Origin of the sequence: Streptomyces sp. NBC_01445, from assembly GCF_035918235.1 — a bacterium.
Classification (GTDB): Bacteria; Actinomycetota; Actinomycetes; order Streptomycetales; family Streptomycetaceae; genus Streptomyces.
The window spans coordinates 5,058,474-5,076,198 of sequence record NZ_CP109485.1 but is presented as its reverse complement, the minus strand read 5'-3'; the positions used below and the strand labels follow the sequence as shown (position 1 = coordinate 5,076,198).

12 protein-coding genes, 1 tRNA gene and 4 pseudogenes are annotated in these 17,725 nt (G+C 68.3%); 9 read left to right on the top strand and 8 right to left on the bottom strand.

All coding sequences use genetic code 11. The features are described from left to right. Positions 1-98: 98 nt before the first annotated feature. From arsM to OG574_RS23140, 4 genes are all read left to right on the top strand, one after another. Entirely contained in the window at positions 99-881 is a 783-nt protein-coding gene (gene arsM, locus OG574_RS23155; RefSeq protein WP_326774766.1) for an arsenite methyltransferase, read from the top strand. A 26-nt stretch (positions 882-907) separates the two neighbouring features. Next, a complete protein-coding gene (locus tag OG574_RS23150) occupies positions 908-1,213 on the top strand; it encodes a hypothetical protein (RefSeq protein WP_326774765.1) in 306 nt (101 codons plus the stop codon). Between the two features lie 347 nt (positions 1,214-1,560). Beyond that, complete coding sequence (locus OG574_RS23145) at positions 1,561-1,851, top strand: hypothetical protein (RefSeq protein WP_326774764.1); 291 nt, start codon at positions 1,561-1,563, stop codon at positions 1,849-1,851. Positions 1,852-3,959: 2,108 nt separating this feature from the next. Continuing rightward, complete coding sequence (locus OG574_RS23140; protein WP_326774763.1) at positions 3,960-5,099, top strand: glycosyltransferase; 1,140 nt, start codon at positions 3,960-3,962, stop codon at positions 5,097-5,099. A gap of 113 nt (positions 5,100-5,212) precedes the next feature. Here OG574_RS23140 and OG574_RS23135 read toward each other — a convergent pair. From OG574_RS23135 to OG574_RS23110, 6 genes and pseudogenes are all read right to left on the bottom strand, one after another. Beyond that, positions 5,213-5,407 (bottom strand): annotated as a pseudogene (locus OG574_RS23135) (hypothetical protein); the annotation flags it as partial. A 661-nt stretch (positions 5,408-6,068) separates the two neighbouring features. Next, positions 6,069-6,218: a hypothetical protein gene (locus tag OG574_RS23130; protein WP_326774762.1), complete on the bottom strand. Its 150-nt coding sequence runs from the start codon at positions 6,216-6,218 to the stop codon at positions 6,069-6,071. A gap of 29 nt (positions 6,219-6,247) precedes the next feature. Then, on the bottom strand, positions 6,248-7,228 hold the full coding sequence (locus tag OG574_RS23125) for a CU044_5270 family protein (RefSeq protein WP_326774761.1): 981 nt from the start codon (positions 7,226-7,228) through the stop codon (positions 6,248-6,250). After that, entirely contained in the window at positions 7,225-7,824 is a 600-nt protein-coding gene (locus OG574_RS23120; protein WP_266739087.1) for an RNA polymerase sigma factor, read from the bottom strand. Before OG574_RS23120 ends, OG574_RS23125 begins: the two co-directional genes overlap by 4 nt. A 105-nt stretch (positions 7,825-7,929) precedes the next feature. Beyond that, positions 7,930-8,294, bottom strand: a pseudogene (locus tag OG574_RS23115) (TetR/AcrR family transcriptional regulator); the annotation flags it as partial. Positions 8,295-8,677: 383 nt separating this feature from the next. Next, complete coding sequence (locus OG574_RS23110; protein WP_326774760.1) at positions 8,678-9,952, bottom strand: calcium-binding protein; 1,275 nt, start codon at positions 9,950-9,952, stop codon at positions 8,678-8,680. Between the two features lie 235 nt (positions 9,953-10,187). Here OG574_RS23110 and OG574_RS23105 point away from each other — a divergent pair. From OG574_RS23105 to OG574_RS23085, 5 genes and pseudogenes are all read left to right on the top strand, one after another. Continuing rightward, a pseudogene (locus OG574_RS23105) lies at positions 10,188-10,797 on the top strand (LacI family DNA-binding transcriptional regulator); the annotation flags it as partial. 618 nt (positions 10,798-11,415) lie between these two features. Then, a complete protein-coding gene (locus OG574_RS23100; protein WP_326774759.1) occupies positions 11,416-12,765 on the top strand; it encodes an ice-binding family protein in 1,350 nt (449 codons plus the stop codon). Positions 12,766-12,899: 134 nt separating this feature from the next. Beyond that, positions 12,900-13,733 carry a DUF5819 family protein gene (locus OG574_RS23095; RefSeq protein WP_326774758.1) on the top strand — a complete coding sequence of 278 codons (834 nt, stop codon included), beginning with the start codon at positions 12,900-12,902 and terminating at the stop codon, positions 13,731-13,733. Between the two features lie 79 nt (positions 13,734-13,812). Beyond that, positions 13,813-14,868 carry an HTTM domain-containing protein gene (locus OG574_RS23090; protein WP_326778583.1) on the top strand — a complete coding sequence of 352 codons (1,056 nt, stop codon included), beginning with the start codon at positions 13,813-13,815 and terminating at the stop codon, positions 14,866-14,868. Positions 14,869-15,220: 352 nt separating this feature from the next. Next, positions 15,221-16,284 (top strand): annotated as a pseudogene (locus OG574_RS23085) (IS110 family transposase). A gap of 335 nt (positions 16,285-16,619) precedes the next feature. On the opposite strand, the gene OG574_RS23080 reads toward OG574_RS23085, so the two are convergent. Together OG574_RS23080 and OG574_RS23075 are read right to left on the bottom strand one after the other, a co-directional pair. Continuing rightward, a tRNA-Pro gene (locus OG574_RS23080) sits at positions 16,620-16,693 on the bottom strand. Between the two features lie 91 nt (positions 16,694-16,784). Further along, positions 16,785-17,723: a metallophosphoesterase gene (locus tag OG574_RS23075; RefSeq protein ID WP_326774757.1), complete on the bottom strand. Its 939-nt coding sequence runs from the start codon at positions 17,721-17,723 to the stop codon at positions 16,785-16,787. Between the last annotated feature and the right edge of the window lie 2 nt (positions 17,724-17,725).

Genomic DNA, 17,725 nt, shown 5'->3' with positions numbered 1-17,725 from the left:
TTGACGAGGTTCGATTCAGAGCGCAAGGTTGTATCGAGAAGCATCAAAACAACCGTCAGAACAACAACCGTCAGAACAACAACCGGAGGGTCGGCGTCATGAGTGAGCAGCATCCTGACCTGCATGTACGTGAGACGGTCCGCGAGCGATACGCGGCTGCCGCCACCCAGGTCACCGAGGGCGGCACCGCATGCTGCGGCCCGCAGGCCATCGAGATCGACGACCACTTCGGCGCCACCCTCTACGCGGCCGACGAGCGTGACGCTCTCCCGGCCGAGGCGGTCGCCGCCTCCCTCGGCTGCGGCAACCCCACCGCCGTCGCCGACCTCCACGAAGGGGAGGTCGTCCTCGACCTGGGCTCGGGCGGCGGCATCGACGTCCTGCTGTCCGCCCGCCGGGTCGGCCCGACCGGCAAGGCGTACGGGCTGGACATGACCGAGGAGATGCTCGCGCTCGCCCTCGCCAATCAGCGCAAGGCCGGCGCCTCGAACGCCGAGTTCCTCCAGGGCACGATCGAGGCGATCCCGCTGCCCGCGAACACGGTCGACGTGGTCATCTCCAACTGCGTCATCAACCTGTCCACCGACAAGCAGGCGGTCTTCGCCGAGATGTTCCGGGTCCTGGCCCCCAGCGGCCGCATCGGTATTTCAGACGTCGTCGCCGACGACGAACTCACCTCTCCCCAGCGGGCAGAACGCGGCGACTACGTGGGTTGCATCGCCGGCGCCCTGTCCTTCAGCGAGTACCGAGAGGGGCTGGAGTCGGCCGGGTTCACGGACATCGACATCACCCCGACCCACGCCGTAGCCGACGGAATGCACGCAGCGACAGTCCGAGCCGCCAAGCCCACAGCCGTACGCTGCCCGAACGGCACCGCCTGAGCCGCGAACGGGGAGGCCTCACGTGAGTGACCAGCCCAGTCCACCACCTGCACCCGCCGGTCCGACAGCCCAAGAACCCTTTCCTCGGCCGGGTACTGCGACCGGGCGGCACTTTGGTCTGCACGGTCCGCCACGCAGGCGACGCCCACTACGGCACCGGCACGGCTCACGGCGACGACATCTACGAACGCGCCGGTTTCGCAGAGCACTTCTTCCCCCGCACCCTGGTCGACACCGTGGCGAACGGCCGGCATCTGAAGGAGGTCCACGCTTTCGAGGAAGGCGCCCTCCCCCGCCGACTGTGGTGCGTGACCCAAACCCTGCCCCGATAGCCGCAGTCCCGATACCGGCGCGGAACACCACCGCCCTGCCCGACCGCTCTGCCGGCCTGGCACGGCTGAGAGCCCTTCACCGGCGCGTGTCATTTCCGCGGTGTCGCCCGACGGCGGATGCAGTGTGCTGTCCCTGCCGCCGCTGGTGACGTAGTCCCGCTGCGTGGACTTTGGCTGCCGTCACGGTGTGTTGGCCTGCCGGTCCTGGGCTTATCTGATCAGCTGCCCGGGAGTCGCGGAAGCCTCGACGGCCCTTCGATCCGGCACTTCCCCGCGCGCCCACCCGGCTGAGAAGGGTGACGGTGCCGGGCGGATGCACCTTTCAGTCTCAAGGAGACGGACACCACATGTCGGTACACGTCAAGGCCCGCTACGGGCACATGACTTCAGGTCGCGAACGACGCATCTCGCTGCGGATGCTGGCTTTGGCGGCCGTGATCGCGATGGCATGTCTCGCTGGTCCCCTGCTGATGGCCACGCCTGCGCACGCACAGACCGAATGCGGCACAGCCTCCGGCGACAGCACCGCGGGAATCACCGCCCAGACCAGCGGCAACGTCGTCACCTGCACGTACACGGTCACGGGCGACAGAGGTGGCGAGTTCGTGTTCACCTCGCCCGCCGGGGTCACCAGCTGACCGGGATCACCGTCGCGGGCGGTTCCGGCGCCAACGGCTCCGGCAGCCAGGGTGGGGCCGCCACCGGCGGTGGCGCGGGATAGTCCTACACCTCACCCACCCGGGGCCGGCGATGCCACCACCGGCGCAAGCACCACAGCCGTTCGGCCGACTCTGACCATCTCCTCCACGAGGGCGTCTCTCACCTGCGCCAACGCGACGCCCACCATCGTGTCTTCGGTCTCGGCGGCAATGACGTCATCGACGGCCGTGCTGGCAACGACATCTGAGGAGCAGGTGCCTGAAAACTGCTACGAGACCAGGGGCCCCGCGGAGTGATCGCGGGGCCCGCATCATCGGGGCGCGAGCTCGCAGTCGTCGAAGGTCGGTAAGTCGTGGCTCTTCCTCGGCCTGGCCCTCTCGGCCGCGGCGTCGTCAACTACCGAGCGAAGAATGATGGGTTGCGGTCGGCGTCACGTGGAGCGGGCGCCATCCCGTGAGTTCTCCTGAGCCCGTCTGAGTCCCTGTGCCCGTGGCCATGGACTGTTCGTCGTTCGCGTGCCCTGCGGCCTTGTGGCGTAATTTCGGGATTCTTGAACCATTCTCACCCTGTCCGACTGATTAACAGGCAGAAATGATTCGTAGCGACATCTTGGCCGTGCTGTCGCCCCCGGCGTGGAAATGAACTGGGCCGCACCCTGCTGCATTAGTCAAGAAATCAATTTAATGTTCGACTTTTCTATTCGCGCCGAGAGTGGAATCAACCTGTATGGTGTCAACCTCAAATTTGAGGACTTCGAAGGCATTTAATGCGGATCGGTTGCCGGGGAGGTCGGCTCTTCGCTCGTCCTAGCAGGTCAGAGCGGTCGACGAGTACGGTCCGTAGTCGCGGGAGTAATTGAATGGAGTTAGCGTAGTGCGCGCCACTAATGCTCGCAACTCTAGATGCCTTAGTGGAAAAATAGAGTTAGCGTGGTGTTCTCTGGACCGACACGTCCCCAATCGCCTGGGTGAAGTGCAGGCTAAGGAGAGTTTCATGCGAGGGAAAACAGCACTGAGCGCTGCCGCGATGACTGCGGTGGTCGGAGGAATGGCTGTCGGCGTAGTGGAGCCGGCCTCTGCAGCCCCGAATCAAACCTGCCAGGTCGCAAGCGGCTCGCTGACCGGCGAGAATTTCGCACCCAATGGAACGTTCACCGCCTCGCCCGGTGGGCAGACTGTGCGTTCTTCTTCCGACGGCCGTATCGGACCGGTGACCGTCGCGGGTACAGGGCCTTTCTCTGTAGGTTCCGCGTCCTGCACGGGAAGTGCGGGAGGGGATTCCGCAGGAAGTGCAGCTGGGGCGTCCGCTGTCGCAGCAGCCGGAACGAGCGCAGCAAAAGCGGCCATAAGCGGAGGCGCCTCCCCGGCGCAGGCGAGGGCGCAGGGCACAGCGGCTGCACAAGCCAAGGCGCAGAGCCTCGGTCTGCCGGCAACGGTGGTCAACCAGACAATCAACCAGATCAACCAAATAATTGATTCAACAATCAACGGGCCGGTCTGTCAGAACAATCAGCAGGGTGGCTCAAACACATCGACGTGCGGGACTCCCACGGGTGGAACTCCCACGGGCGGGACCCCCACGGGCGGGACCCCCACCGGCGGAACTCCCACGGGTGGGACCCCCACGGGTGGGACTCCCACCGGCGGGACCCCTACCGGTGGAACTCCCACGGGCGGGACCCCCACGGGTGGAACTCCCACGGGCGGGACCCCCACGGGTGGAACTCCTACCGGCGGGACCCCCACGGGTGGAACTCCTACCGGCGGAACCCCCACGGGTGGAACTCCTACCGGCGGGACCCCCACCGGTGGAACTCCCACGGGCGGGACCCCCACGGGCGGGACCCCCACGGGTGGAACTCCCACGGGTGGAACTCCCACGGGTGGAACTCCCACGGGTGGAACTCCTACCGGCGGGACTCCCACGGGTGGAACTCCCACGGGTGGGACTCCCACAGGAGAGACCCCCACAGGCATGTTGTGAGACAGGGGTGACGCGGAGGGCTGCCGCCCGGGCCTGCGCCGGATCGCGCAGGCCCGGGCCAGGCTCCTCGTAACCAAGCGCGCTCAGTCCGACAGGGAGCCCGATGATTGTGCAGCCGTCCATTTGCCTATGCATGATCGTAAAGAACGAGTCCGGCGTCATCGAACGCTGCCTCGCGTCGGTCCGTGACCTCATCACCACTTGGGTGATCTCCGACACCGGGTCCACGGACGGCACGCAGAAGATCATCCGCAACGCACTCAGAGACATCCCCGGCGAGCTTCACGAGGAGCCGTGGGTCGATTTCGGTCAGAACCGCAGCCTGAACATCAGTCATGCACGCGGGAAAGCCGACTACTTGCTCCTGCTCGATGCCGACCATGAGATCCGGCAGGACGACGCGCTGCCGCCGCTGACGGCCGACGCCTACATGTTGCGGCATGAAGGCGCTTTCGAGTACTGGATCAGGCGGTTGGTCAGGGGGGACATCGCCTGGCGCTACGAGGGTGTCACCCACGAGTACCTCACCACCGACGAGCCGGCCGATCAGTCAAGACTCGACGCTCTGGTCATCGTGGACCATGCCGACGGAGGGTCGCGTCACGACAAGTCCGAGCGTGACGCACGTCTGCTGAGTGCCGAACTCGAGCGAGACCCGGACAACCCCCGCACTGTCTTCTACCTGGCTCAGACCATGCGAGACATGGGCAGGAACGAAGAGGCCATCGCTCTGTTCGAGGGCCGCGCCGCCATGGGTGGCTGGCCGGAAGAGGTCTACTTCTCGCAGTTCCAGGCCGGTGTCCTCAAGGCTGAGACGGGCGACTGGCCAGGCGCCATGGATGCGCTTGTGCGCGCCTGGGAGACACGGCCCGAGCGGCTGGAAGCCTGTTACCAACTGTGCTCGAGGCTGCGTGCCATGGGCCACTACCGGGCCGCACATGCCTTCGCCTCCGCCGGTCTCAACCGGCCTGTTCCGGACGACCTGCTGTTCGTCAGCCCTTGGGTGTACCGATGGGGGCTGCTGTTCGAGTTCTCGATCACTGCGTACTGCGTCGGGGACTGGGCGGGCTCCTACCAGGCATGCGACCGGCTCCTTGCCATGCCTGATCTGCCTGAGGCCATTCGCGAGCAGACGCTTGCCAACCGTGAGTTCCCCGCCCAGCGCCTCTCCAAGGTGTGGGCGTCCCTTTGGTCGACGGCACGCACCTGCGCAGGCCCGGGCGGGCGTGAGGCTCCTCCCTGACTTTCATACGGCGACGATGGTTTCGGCCGGTTCATCACCGAGGTCTTCGACCGATGAGGGAGGCCTTGGAGGGGCCGGCGACGTCCCACAGCCGGCCCGTCCAAGTTGCCGTTGCTCCCGCTCGCCAGGGTGGGACCTTCCTGACTGGATGTCAGAGATACGACCGCGTCAGTGTGGCCGGCCTTGGAGGGGCCGACCGGAGCGGAGTTTCGGGGGTCGGTGCTGTCCCAGAGCCGGACCGTCCCGTCGCCGCTGCCGCCGGCCGACGTGTGGCTGTCCGGGCTGTAGGAGAGGGTGTCGATCGTCAACAGGTCCCCGTTTAGGGGCGTGCCAAGTCCGGTCAGGTCGCCGGCCCATTGCCGGAAGGCGACTCATGTCGGAGCTCGCACTGAGTCCGGATCGCGGCGGACTCGCGGCGGTCTCATCGTGTGACTCCAGAGACCGTCTTCGCGTGGACGTGAGCCTTACCCGCATGTCGTGCTCACCATGGTCGAAGCCGGACGGTGCCGTAGACGGCTCAAGGGGTTGACAGGGTCGTACGAGACTGGCCGTTCGTTAGCGCAACCTGACCGATGAGTCCTCTGCACGCCGACCGCTCGCCCCGAAGAGCGCGACGCCCGTTTACGCGGTTCACCCGCGCCGCGTGAAGGGATCCGCCGCGAGCTGGAAGCAGATACCCAGAGTCCCTGCCCGTGCCACGGCAAGACGTACGTCTTCCGTGGGCCAGGGCTGCCCGCACAAACAGAAAGACCCCCTGCACTCAAGCGAGTGCAGGGGGTCTGACCTGGTGTTTCAGCTGTCGGGGTGGCGGGATTTGAACCCACGACCTCTTCGTCCCGAATAAGATCAGGGCAGTGTCCAGAGCGCCTCTAGTCGGTATTTCGGCTGGTCAGCGCTTTGGGATGCGTTGGTATCGCGAGGTTCACGAACGCCCCCGGGAGAAGATCTTCTCCCGGATTTCTCCCAGCGTCAGGTCTTGGGCGAAGTCGGTGTCGCGACCTTTGAGGGCGTGGGCGGTGTCGTGGCGAGATATCCGTTGTCGACGACTGGTAGGGGAGGAGCGTCCGCAGGCGGTGGAGCCTTGATGCCGTCGAGCACGCGCGCAATCTCGTCGTACATGCGAACAGCTTCGGCGCCCCCGCCGGATGTCAGGGGCGGTCGCCCTTGTGGTCGACGATTCCCGTGGCCAGGAGCGCGTTCTGGGACATGAGGTCGCCCGCCTTCCAGGGCCGGTCAGGGGTGTCGGGGGCGCCCGGATACGTATGCTTGTAGTCCTTGACGACGAGCAATCGGTCGCCGAGGTACTGGTATGTGTGCGGGTCGATCAGGATCTCGCTGCGGACCTTCTGCCCCTTCTCGTCGTGCCAGACCGCGAGGGCGTCCCGGCCCGCGAGGTCCCGTACGAGATGGTCGGGGTCGGTGACCTCGACGCCGGGGACCGCGGCCAGCGCGCGGTACAGCTTGGCGAGCGCCTGCGGCGGCATGGGCTGGGACGCGAACAGCACACTCAGCGCACCCATGTCGTGCTCCCCCTCAGAGACGGGGCTGCCCTTCCCGGACGGATAGTAGGCGCGGACCTTCTTCAGCACGGCGGCCGGGTCGTCCGGCAGCTCGTCGAGGAAGCGGAGCCGTTCGCGCATGGAGCGGTCGTCGCCCTCCTTGCCGTTCTCGAAGCGCGGGTCCGCGTACCGCTTCCAGTGCTCCTGGGGCTCCGGCTCCGGCTCGGGCTGGGCCGCCTTGCTCTTGGGCCAGATTCCGGGACTGGCCGAGAGCTTCTTGTCGTAGACCCACTGGCCCGCGTGCGGCGTGGGCGGCGGATCAGCCCGCTCCACGGTGGACGCGGCTCGCTCCAGCACCTCTTGCACCGAACCCGGCACCGTCCCAGCCGGCACCGTGCGCTCCGCACCACTGTGGCCGCTCCCTCCGAGGCCGGAGGCCAGCACGGCCACTGCAGTGAGCGCGGCGGCGGCCCCGACCGCTGCGAGCCGCCAGTCGGCCCGCAGCCTGCGTCCCCGGCCGCGCCCCGCGGCGCTGCTCAGCCGGTCCCGCCCCTCGGCGAGCCGTGCCCGGTCGGGCTTCGGCGTCCCGGCCCGGAACTCGCGTACGTCCTTCATCTCGTCCACGTTCACGGCCGGACCACCTCCGCCACTTCGCCCAGAAACGCCGGGTCGGCACCCAGCGCGGCCCGTACCTTGCGGCGGGCCCGGTTGAGCCGGGACCGCACGGTCCCGACGGGTATGCCGAGCGCCTCGGCGACCTCCTGGTAGGTCAGGTCGGCCCAGGCCACGAGCAGCAGCACATGCCGGTCGGCGGCGGACAGCGCGGCGAGCGCGTCCGCGAGCGGGGCGCGGTCGGCGACCAGGTCCGCGGTGTCCTCGACCCAGCCGGCCGCGACGGGGTCCTGGCCGGTCCTGGCCAGCGCCCGCAGACCGCGTACTTCCTTCCGGCGCTGCTTGCCGATGAGGTGCGCGGCGATCCCGTACAGCCAGGGCCGGGCACTGGCCCGCGAGGCGTCGTAGCGGGCACGCACCCGGAACGCGGTCAGGAACGTGTCGGCCGTGACGTCGTCCGCCGCGTGGTCGCCGAGGCGCCGGGCCGCGTACCGGTGGATGTCGGGTGCGTACCGGTCGTAGAGCCGGGCGAACAGCTCCGGATGTTCCAGGGACTGCGCGATGACATGGCCGTCGCGTTCGTCGCCGGGGTCGAGCGCCGGTGGTCCGGTCACGGGTCCTCCGTCAGCGGGTGGGGTCGAGCGTGTCACCCGTTGTTCCCCGTTGCCCCGCGAAGAGTTCACGGCCGCACAGGATTTTCTCAGGGAGCGGGCGCGACCCTACGGGATCAGCCGCGCCGGCATCTCCCGTGCGTACCCGGCGTCGTACACCCCGCCCGTGAGCAGCACCTGCAGCGAGATCCCGTCCATGAGCGCGACCAGGGCCCGTGCCGTGACGGGAGCGATGCGCTCGGCGAGGGCGTCGGACAGCTCCTGGCACCACTCGGCGGCGACGGGGCGCAGCGCGGGATTGCGCAGCGCGGCGAGGTACAGCTCGTACTCCAGCTCCACGCCGGCCGGTCCCCGGCGAGCCACTCGCCGAGCAGCCCGGCGAGCTCGTCGGCGAGGTCGAGCGCCGGGTCCTGGAAGGAGCCGCGCGCCGCGACAACCTTCGCGAACCCCTCGTTGGCCTGGCGAGTCGACGACTCCTTCGTCCCGAACGCGATGACGCCCCTACGTGACCTTGGTTCGGCGCGCTGTGCTCCGCGTGTTCACTCCGCGGCAGTCCACCAGCGTCCGGGATGGTCCCTGCCCGGCTTCACTGTTTTGGCCCCCCGTTTGGCCCCCACGGCGGAGGTCGGTAGATCTACCTGAGCTGGCCGGGCTCTCTCCGCCCCGTTCGGGGGCGGCTGCTGGGTTGCCTGCCTCCGGACTCGGCTCCGCGTGCGAGCAGGCTTACTCGCCTCGGATGGACAAAGCGTTGAAGCGGGCCCCGGGCGTCGGTCGCCGCTGCGGCGAGGGACGTGCCGGGGCCCGTTTCCGATGTTCGTCGATCAGGTCCGAGGCGTGTTCGGCGACGTGTGCGGGGTTAGAAGCAGCCGGGTCCGGTGGAGGGGTTGAAGCAGGCGTTGGTGCCGGGGCCGCCGTCGTTGGTGTTGGTGCCGGTGCCGCCGAAGAGCGCGTCGTTGCCGGGACCGCCGAGGAGGGCGTCGTTGCCGTTGTTGCCGTTCAGGTTGTCGTTGCCGTTTCCGCCTTCGATGCGGTCGTTGCCGTCACCGCCGGACAGTACGTCGTTGCCGTCGCCGCCGCAGATGATGTCGTTGCCACCGCGGCCGTCGACCACGTCGTTGCCGCCGAGAGCGAAGATCACGTCATTGCCGGGAGTGCCGATCAGGACGTTGTTGCCGTTGGTACCGGTGATGGTGGGCGTGGCGGTCGCGCAGGTGGGGGGCGCCGGCTCGTAGGTGATGGTCACCTGGGCCGGCCCCGCGGCGGGAGCGGAGGTACCACCCGTGGGGACGCGGTTCGACGCACCGCCGCCGCCACCGGGACCGTAAGCGGGAGGAAAAGAAAGACGGTTGCAGCCTCCGCCGCCGCCTCCGCCGAACCAGCCGCCCCCGCCTCCGCCGGCCCCGAAGTTGCCTCCGCCGTTGCCGCCCGCACCGCCCGTGCCCGGAGTGCCGGATGTACCACCGGAAGCGGGGCATGCGGCTCCGCCTGCGCCGCCGGCTGTCTGGGTTCCGCCGCCTCCGCCCTGGCCGCTGTTCGTTCTGCTGCCGCCGGCACCCCCGGTGTTTCCGGCGTTTCCGCCGGTGGCCTCCGGGTTGAGGAAATTGGTGGGGACGCCGCTTCCTCCGCCGCCTCCGCCGCCCGCGACGATGAGGCGGGGGTCGGTGCCGGGGACGCCGGTCAGGGTGCAGCCGGGGCCGGCCGAGCTGCAGGTGCGGACGTCGCTGGAACCGCCGCCGGCACCGCCCGTAGTCGCCGATCCGCCGCCGGCGCCCCCGCCCGTGCCGACGTTGACATAGAGGGTGGTGGTGCTCGGCGGCACGGTGACGGTGCCGGTGACGGTGGCGCCATTGCCTCCTGTGCCGCCGGCAGGCCCGTTTTGTCCTGCGGCGCCGGTGGCGGTGACGGTCAGTTGGGTGACGCCGGACGGGACGGTGAAGGGCTGGTCGGCGCCCGCGTTGAAGGTGGCCGTCACCGGCGCCGCAGCAGCGGGCGTGGCCGTGGGCACCACCAGGGCCGCCGGCAGCGCCACCGTGGCGAGCAGGACGGCAGCACGCCTGGCCGGGCGCCGCCGCTCACCCGCGGCTCCGGCACCACGTCGAGGGAACATGGCATGGTGCAGGGTCGGTCTCACGATGGGGACTCCTCGACAAAGAGCGCGGCACTCAGCACGTGCCACGGACGTCGGTTGATGTTCAGGCCCCTGCCGGGACCGCCCGACGATCAAGCCACACGCACCCTGTGCGGCCGTACAGACACACCGTCATACCGCCCGCGATCCACCGACCAGCCGCTGCCCGACCCCGAACTCGATCCTGCGATCCGTTATCAAGTGGACCGATGCCCTGCTAGGCCACCCCGCCCCACCAGAGGTGGACGTTGCGAGGCGCGCCGACGTCTCCACCGGCACCCGCGGCCAACGTCCTCAACAGGCCCGACGCGGTAGCCGAAGCAACCAGAATCCGCGTCCGAGAGGCGATCGAAGCTCTCGGCTTCACCCGAGGGGGCGGCGCCGTGGGCCAGGCCGCGCACTGGCGCAGGAACGGCTTCGCCACCTGGCTCTTCACGCCCGCCGCCTCAGGCTGGTACCCGAAGAAGGCGCCGCAGGCGGCCCGTCCCGTCCCGGTGCTCGCCGAGCCGTGGCCGGGCGCACCGGCGCGGGGGAGGGGTGCGACCGGGCGGGCGGATGCGTGCTGGGTGCCGATCGCGAAAGGGCTCACGCCTCACGGGCTGAGGCACACGCACAAGACGCGCATGGAAGGGTTCCGCACCCCGACGAAGCTGATGGATGAGCGCCTCGGCCACATGGACGGCTCAGCGCAGGCGAGGTGCACGCACATCACGCGCGAGATGCGGGCGGACCTGCTCGCCGACCTGACGGCGGAGTGGGAAGCGTCGCTCGATGCGCGGCTGGGGATGTCCACCACGTCTCCGGTGGCGGTGCTCGATGCCCTCTTGCGGGAGCGGTTGAGGGCGCGTTCGTTAGAGCCCGTTCGGGAGGGAAATTCGTCTCTCTCAGATTTCCCGCGTGTAGGTCCCGATCCGAGTACGGCGCCCGGCTCGATTCGGCCCATTCGGCGGTGCCTCGGGACCACAGCTTTAGGAGCGAGGTCGGGCGGTTCCTGGGGGGAGCTGCGGAGGCGTGTTCTAGGGCAGATTCCGGCGAGAGCGCCGGGATTGTCGCTGAGTCCCCGTGGCTCCCCGCTCGTTCTTGCACGGCTGTGGCACGGTTTCAGTCGCCCTGGAATCACTGATAGCTGCCAGGAGTGCCTGCGCACTGCTGTAGCTGTGTCCTGCCGCCCGGTCAGGCCTGACGACGTCGGCTATGTCAGCCGGCCAGCTGGACGGCGCCCGGTTGCTCCGTTCGCACAATCTGATGCGCGGACTCCCCGGCTCTATGTCGGCTGCGGACCGCGGTGACCGGCGCCCGCCTGTCGGGCCGGCGGGCCAGGGAATCCTGAGCGGTTCGCCCATCATCGAGCCGGATAAAGAGCAGGGCCATCTGGCTCATTAGTCATTTATATAGATCGTGCCGAATTCTTCCATTTCGGCGAAACCGCCCGGAGAGGCCGCAATCTGATTCCCTTTCTGCGTAATATGCCAGCCGCAGAATCCTATTCTGCGCGGCTGGGAATCTCCATGATCATCCTCCCCAAGGAGTTGTCCCCTTCAATGACGCTGAATATCCCTGACGCGCCTTCTCGGCGCACATTTTCGGTGTGGCTCGCGGCGGTGACGGCCGTGGTGCTCGCCGCTGCCGTCCTCGCGATGTCGCCGACACGTGCACAGGCTGTTGCCAGCCCTGTGCAACTGGGCACTGCGGCAGATTTCGGAGTTCTGGCCGGCGCCACGGTCACCAACACCGGTCCCACGGTGGTCAACGGTCTCAACGTCGGCGTGAGCCCGGGGACGGCCATCACCGGGTTCTTCCCTACGACCCCGACCGGGCCCGGCATTGTGACCCCGCCCGGGGTTCTGCACTCTGCCGATGCCGTCGCGGGCCAAGCCAAGACCGACCTGAATACGGCGTACAACCAGGCCGCCGGACAGACTTCGCCGGACCAGGTGTACACCGACGATCCCCATGACTTCGGTGGCCAGACGCTGACGCCGGGCCTCTACAAGGCAAACGTCTCCGCCGGGATCACCGGCACGCTCACCCTGGACGCCGAGGACAACCCCGATGCCGTCTGGGTGTTCCAGATCGGTTCGTCGCTGACGACGGCATCCAGCAGCACAGTGAGCTTCATCAACGGCGCCTCGCCGTGCAACGTGTACTGGCAGGTCGGCAGCTCGGCCACGCTCGGTACCGACTCCACGTTCGTGGGCACCATCTTGGCCGACACCTCGATCACCGCCACCACGGGGGCGACCATCAACGGCCGGCTGCTGGCCGATGCGGGCCTACGCGGTGACGGCGCCGTGACGCTGGACTCCAACACGATCGGCCTGTCGGATTGTGGGTCTGCCACGACGGGTGAGACCACGGGCGCCACGACCGGTGAGACCACCGGCACCACGACCGGTGAGACCACGGGCACCACGACCGGCACCACGACGGGTGAGACCACGGGCACCACGACCGGCACCACGACGGGTGAGACCACGGGCACCACGACCGGCACCACGACGGGTGAGACCACGGGCACCACGACCGGCACCACGACGGGTGAGACCACGGGCACCACGACCGGCACCACGACGGGTGAGACCACGGGCGAAACGACCGGTGAGACCACCGGCACCACGACCGGTGAGACCACGGGCGAAACGACCGGTGAAACCACCGGCACCACGACCGGTGAGACCACGGGCGAAACGACCGGTGAAACCACGGGCGAAACCACAGGTGGCCACGACCACGACTGCAAGCCCGATAAGCACAAGGGGTATGGCGACAGCGGCTATGGCGGCAAGGACGACGGCTACGGCTGTGATGCTGCCTAGCGCGATGGTCGGCGCGGCACGGAGCGCTTCCCGCACGACCTGCGGTTCGCGAAGGCGTAGCTGCATCACGTGATGGAACTGTCCGGTGGGGGTGCCTGCTCGGGGGCAGCCGCCCGCGTGCGGGAGTAGGACGGGTGGCGCGCGGCGCGGATCGTCATCGATTCCGTCGCGCGCCGCCGGCGAAAGTTCAGGAGAAGCAGGTGAGAGAAGTCGAGACGGACAGGCCGGATGGGCCCGTACAGGGTGGCGTGGCATCAGCGGATGCAGACGAATCGGACCGGACCGGCGCTGAGCCGACCGCACAGAACGGGGGCGGGAGCCCTCTTGTGTTCCAAGGGCCTGCCGAGCCGCCCGTCGCTCTGAAGGCCGGAGTTCGTATCGCCGTGGTCCTGTGTCTGGCGACCGCCCTGACGCACGTGCTCCTGGTGTTCCTGCAGGTGGCACCGCCGAATCCGCTCTCCCGGCAGTACAGCCGGCAGGTCAACGCCTGGGTCTTCCCGTTGTTCGAGCAGAACTGGCGGCTCTTCGCACCGGACCCGGAGTCGGTCAACCGGCAGATCTCGGCAAGGACCATGCACACCGCCCCGAACGGCACCACTCAGGTCAGCGGCTGGTTCGACCTGACCGCCGTCGACACAGCCGCAGTGAAACACGACCCCTTTCCGAGCCACACAGCGCAGAACATGCTGCGACGGGCCTGGAATTCCTACCTCCAAACGCACGGCAGCGACGACCACTCGCGCTCGCAACGCGCTCTGATGATCCAGCAATACCTGCGCAACATCGCGGCGGATCGCGTCGCCGCCCATCGTCACGGCGCATTCGAGTCCATCCAACTGCGGGTGATCATCCTGCCCATCGCCGGGCCGTCCGCAGCGGGCGGCCCCGGTCCCGGCGCGGCTGCACCAAGGCCCGCAGGCACCCGTTACCTGCCCTGGTGGAAGGTGGCCGGCCATGCAGCAGGCTGAGCAGACATCGACTTCGGCGACATCGCCGTCGCGACCCGGACACGGCACCGAGCGGGCGAGCGCACGCACGCCGCAGCGCATGCCCGTCCGCATCGGTACGCTCCTCACTCTCCTGCTGGAGCGGCCCATCTCCCTGTACGCTGCGGCGGTTCTGCGCATCGGCTACGGGTTCCTCTACTTCGCCTTCCTGCTACGCGAGTTTCCCCACCGCAACGAGATCTGGGGTCCCGGCTCACCGTGGACGCCGGCACTGGCCAGGCAACTCTTCGACCAGACCGGGTGGGCCAGCATCCTCACGCTGTCCGACAGCCGGGCCTACTTCGAGGTCTGTTACACGGCAGCCCTCGTCATCTCCGCGCTGTTCATGCTGGGCTGGCGGACCAGAGCGGTGTCCGTGCTGTTCGCGGTCGTGGTGACGTCGTTCCACGCCAGGGCGATCTACATGACGGACGGAGGGGACACCCTCATCCTCCTCATGGTCCTCTACCTCGTCGTCACCGCATGCGGCCGACGCTGGTCCCTCGACGCGCGCAGGACCCGGCTCCGAGCATCCACCGGCAAGGCAGTCCGGCTTCCGCTGGACCAGGCATCCGGCGAGCTACGACGCCACCTCCGCGATGCGCGGCTGACAGTGATCACCGTGCTGCACAACTGCGGCATGCTCGTCATCGCCGCCCAGGTCTGCTTCCTCTACGGATCCGCAGGCCTGTACAAGGTTCAGGGCGCCGCCTGGGACAACGGCACCGCTCTCCACTACGCCCTGAACCTCGACGTGTTCCAGCCCTGGCCTGGGCTCTCCGCCGTGGCGGACGAACACGACGTACTGCTCGCCATCGCCTGCTACCTGACCGTGCTGTTGCAGGTGGCCTTCCCGTTCGTCCTGTTCGGCAGGCTCAAGTACCCCGTGTTGGCGATGCTGTTGGGCATGCACGTGGGTATCGCGGTGTTCCTGGGCCTGCCGCTCTTCTCCGGCGCCATGATCGTCGCGGACGCCGCGTTCCTTCCTGACCGCTTCTACCGGGCTCTGGGACAGCTGTGGCGACGCGCCGTTCGGGGCTCGGGATCCGGAGGAATGGCCGACGCGTCCCGGGCATCCCGCGCACTGGTACCTGCTCAGAGCGAACGGGCTGGCTGAGGCCCCACCCTCACCCCACTACCTACCCCAGCTCCCATCCCGTCCGCCGTCGACCCACACACCGTGGAGCGGGCGTGGTTCATGGCGTCCAGGTGGAGCGCGCCACTGTACGAACGACTGTGAGGATTGGTCATGGCACCGCTCGGCGGCCTGACCCACCGAACGATTGACGCTTCGGGCTGTCTTTTCCAGGAATCGTCGGCGGTCTGGGCGGTGCCGCTATGCACGCGGCCGGTCGAGCGCCTGTGACCTCATAGGAGCCCGGCCAAAGGTCCCATCACAGTCTTGTCCTGACGCCCGACCGGCCCGTGCAATCCCTCGCGTATCGCACGGAAGGACAGCAGCACCCAGCATGGCAGATCAGATCGCGGTGGTCGGCGGCGTGGACACCCACACTGACTTCCACCAGGCAGCCGTGATTGACACCATTGGCCGGCACCTGGCCACCGCTTCGTTCCCCACCACCCCCGACGGCTACCGCCGCCTGGTGGAGTGGATGCGCTTGCACGGTGACGTGCTCGCCGTCGGGGTTGAGGGGACCGGCGCCTACGATCCGAACTCGCCCGGTTCCTTCGGGTGAACGAGGTGAGCGTGGTCGACGTCGACCGTCCTGACCGCAAGGCCCGCCGGGCCAACGGCAAGTCCGACCCCGTCGATGCCTATGCCGCCGCGACCGCCGTCCTGTCCGGCCGCGCTCACGGCCGGCCCAAGACCCGCGACGGCATCGTGGAAGCCATCCGGTCCCTGCGGGTGGTCCGCCGCTCCGCCATCAAGTCCCGCACCCAGACGATCAACCAGATCCGCACGCTCATCGTCTCCGCCCCCGCCGAGGTCCGGGAACGACTGCGCAGCCTGCCCACCTACCAACTGATTGCGCAGCTAGCCCGCTCTCGCCCCGGCGCGGACCTCGCCGACCCGACCTGCGCCGTGCGAACCGCGCTGCGGCGTCTGGCCCGCCGCCACCAGCACCTCACCCAGGAGATAGCCGAGGCCGACGCCGAACTCGACCCCCTGGTCGCGCAAGCGGCTCCCGGGCTTGTGGATTTGATCGGTGTGGGCACCGAAACGGCCGCCCAACTCCTGATCACCGCAGGCGACAATCCCGACCGGCTGAAGTCCGAAGCTTCCTTCGCCCACCTTTGCGGGGCAGCCCCCATCTCCGCCAGTTCGGGCCGGACCAACCGCCACCGCCTCAACCGCGGCGGCGACCGCCAGGCCAACCATGCCCTCCACACGATCGCCCTCGTGCGGATGCGCTACGACCCCCGCACCCGCCTCTACGTCGCGCGACGCACTGCCGAAGGCATGTCCAAGAAGGACATCTTTCGCTGCCTCAAACGCTTCATCGCGCGAGAGGTCTACAAGCATCTGACCAGCATGAATATCCCACGTCTACACCTCCTACAGGCCGCTTGACGATCTATAGGAGCTTCCTGGACGCCATGGGCCGCGTCTGCTCGGCTCTGCCTGGGTCGATGGCGGACGGGATGGGAGCCCGCAACGCTCGCTACGAACCGGCCGGCACTCGCGCACGGCGCCCCCTCCATCCCAGAGTCCGAGCATCGCCACCACGTCTCCGGTGGCGGTGCTCGATGGCCTCTTGCGGGAGCGATGGAGGGCGAGTCCGTAGAACCCGTTCGGGAGAGAAATTCCAAGATCTTCTCCCAGATTTCTCCCAGGACTACCCGCACAAACAGAAAGACCCCCTGCACTCAAGCGAGTGCAGGGGGTCTGACCTGGTGTTTCAGCTGTCGGGGTGGCGGGATTTGAACCCACGACCTCTTCGTCCCGAACGAAGCGCGCTGCCAAGCTGCGCTACACCCCGATGTCGTTGCTCCACTGTCCCGCAGTTCTGCAGGTCGTGGCGACATCGATTACTTTAGCGGACCGGCGGCCGTAGACGAAATCCGGTTTTCTCAGGGTCCGGGGGTCAGGGTCAGGAGGGTCGCCTCCGGCGGGCAGGCGAAGCGGACCGGGGTGTAGCGGTTCGCGCCGCAGCCGGCTGAGACGTGCAGGTAGGAGCGGCGGCCTTCGGACTCGTGGGTCGACAGGCCCTTCACGCGGTCCGTGTCCAGGTCGCAGTTGGTGACCAGCGCCCCGTAGAAGGGGATGCAGACCTGGCCGCCGTGGGTGTGGCCCGCCAGTACCAGCGGGTAGCCGTCCGCCGTGAACGCGTCCAGGGCACGCAGGTACGGAGCGTGCACGATCCCCATCGAGAAGTCGGCGCCCGAGTCCGGACCGCCCGCCACGTGCGCGTACCGGTCGCGCTTGATGTGCGGGTCGTCCAGGCCCGTGAAGCCGATCTCCATGCCCTCGATCTTGAGGGCGCCCCGCGTGTTCGTCAGGTTCAGCCAGCCCGCCGAGTCGAACCCGTCGCGCAGGTCCTCCCACGGGTTGTGGACGACGCCGACCGCGGGGGCGTTGCCGTTGAGGCCGTGGGCGCCGCGGGCCTTCTCGAAGAGGTAGCGGACCGGGTTGCGGGGCTTGGGGCCGTAGTAGTCGTTCGAGCCGAAGACGTACGCCCCGGGGAAGTCCATCAGCGGGCCCAGCGCGTCCAGGACCTCCGGCACGCCCTCCGTGTCGGACAGGTTGTCGCCCGTGTTGATCACGATGTCGGGGCGCAGGCCGGCCAGGGAGCGCAGCCAGCGCTGCTTCTTGCGCTGGCCGCCGACCATGTGGATGTCGGACACCTGCAGGACGCGCAGCGGGCGCATCCCCGCGGGAAGCACCGGGACCGTGACCCGTCGGAGACGGAACGAACGGGCTTCGAACCCCGCCGCGTAGATCAGTCCGGCGGCGCCCGCCGCCGTGATGCCTGCTGTCACTTTCAGGGGAACCCCGTATCGCGCGCGCATAC

Coding starts and splice junctions, on each gene's coding strand:
- arsM (WP_326774766.1), top strand. CDS start 99: ATGAGTGAGCAGCATCCTGACCTGCATGTACGTGAGACGGTCCGCGAG.
- OG574_RS23145 (WP_326774764.1), top strand. CDS start 1,561: ATGTCGGTACACGTCAAGGCCCGCTACGGGCACATGACTTCAGGTCGC.
- OG574_RS23140 (WP_326774763.1), top strand. CDS start 3,960: ATGATTGTGCAGCCGTCCATTTGCCTATGCATGATCGTAAAGAACGAG.
- OG574_RS23130 (WP_326774762.1), bottom strand. CDS start 6,218: ATGTACGACGAGATTGCGCGCGTGCTCGACGGCATCAAGGCTCCACCG.
- OG574_RS23100 (WP_326774759.1), top strand. CDS start 11,416: ATGCCAGCCGCAGAATCCTATTCTGCGCGGCTGGGAATCTCCATGATC.
- OG574_RS23090 (WP_326778583.1), top strand. CDS start 13,813: ATGCCCGTCCGCATCGGTACGCTCCTCACTCTCCTGCTGGAGCGGCCC.
- OG574_RS23075 (WP_326774757.1), bottom strand. CDS start 17,723: ATGCGCGCGCGATACGGGGTTCCCCTGAAAGTGACAGCAGGCATCACG.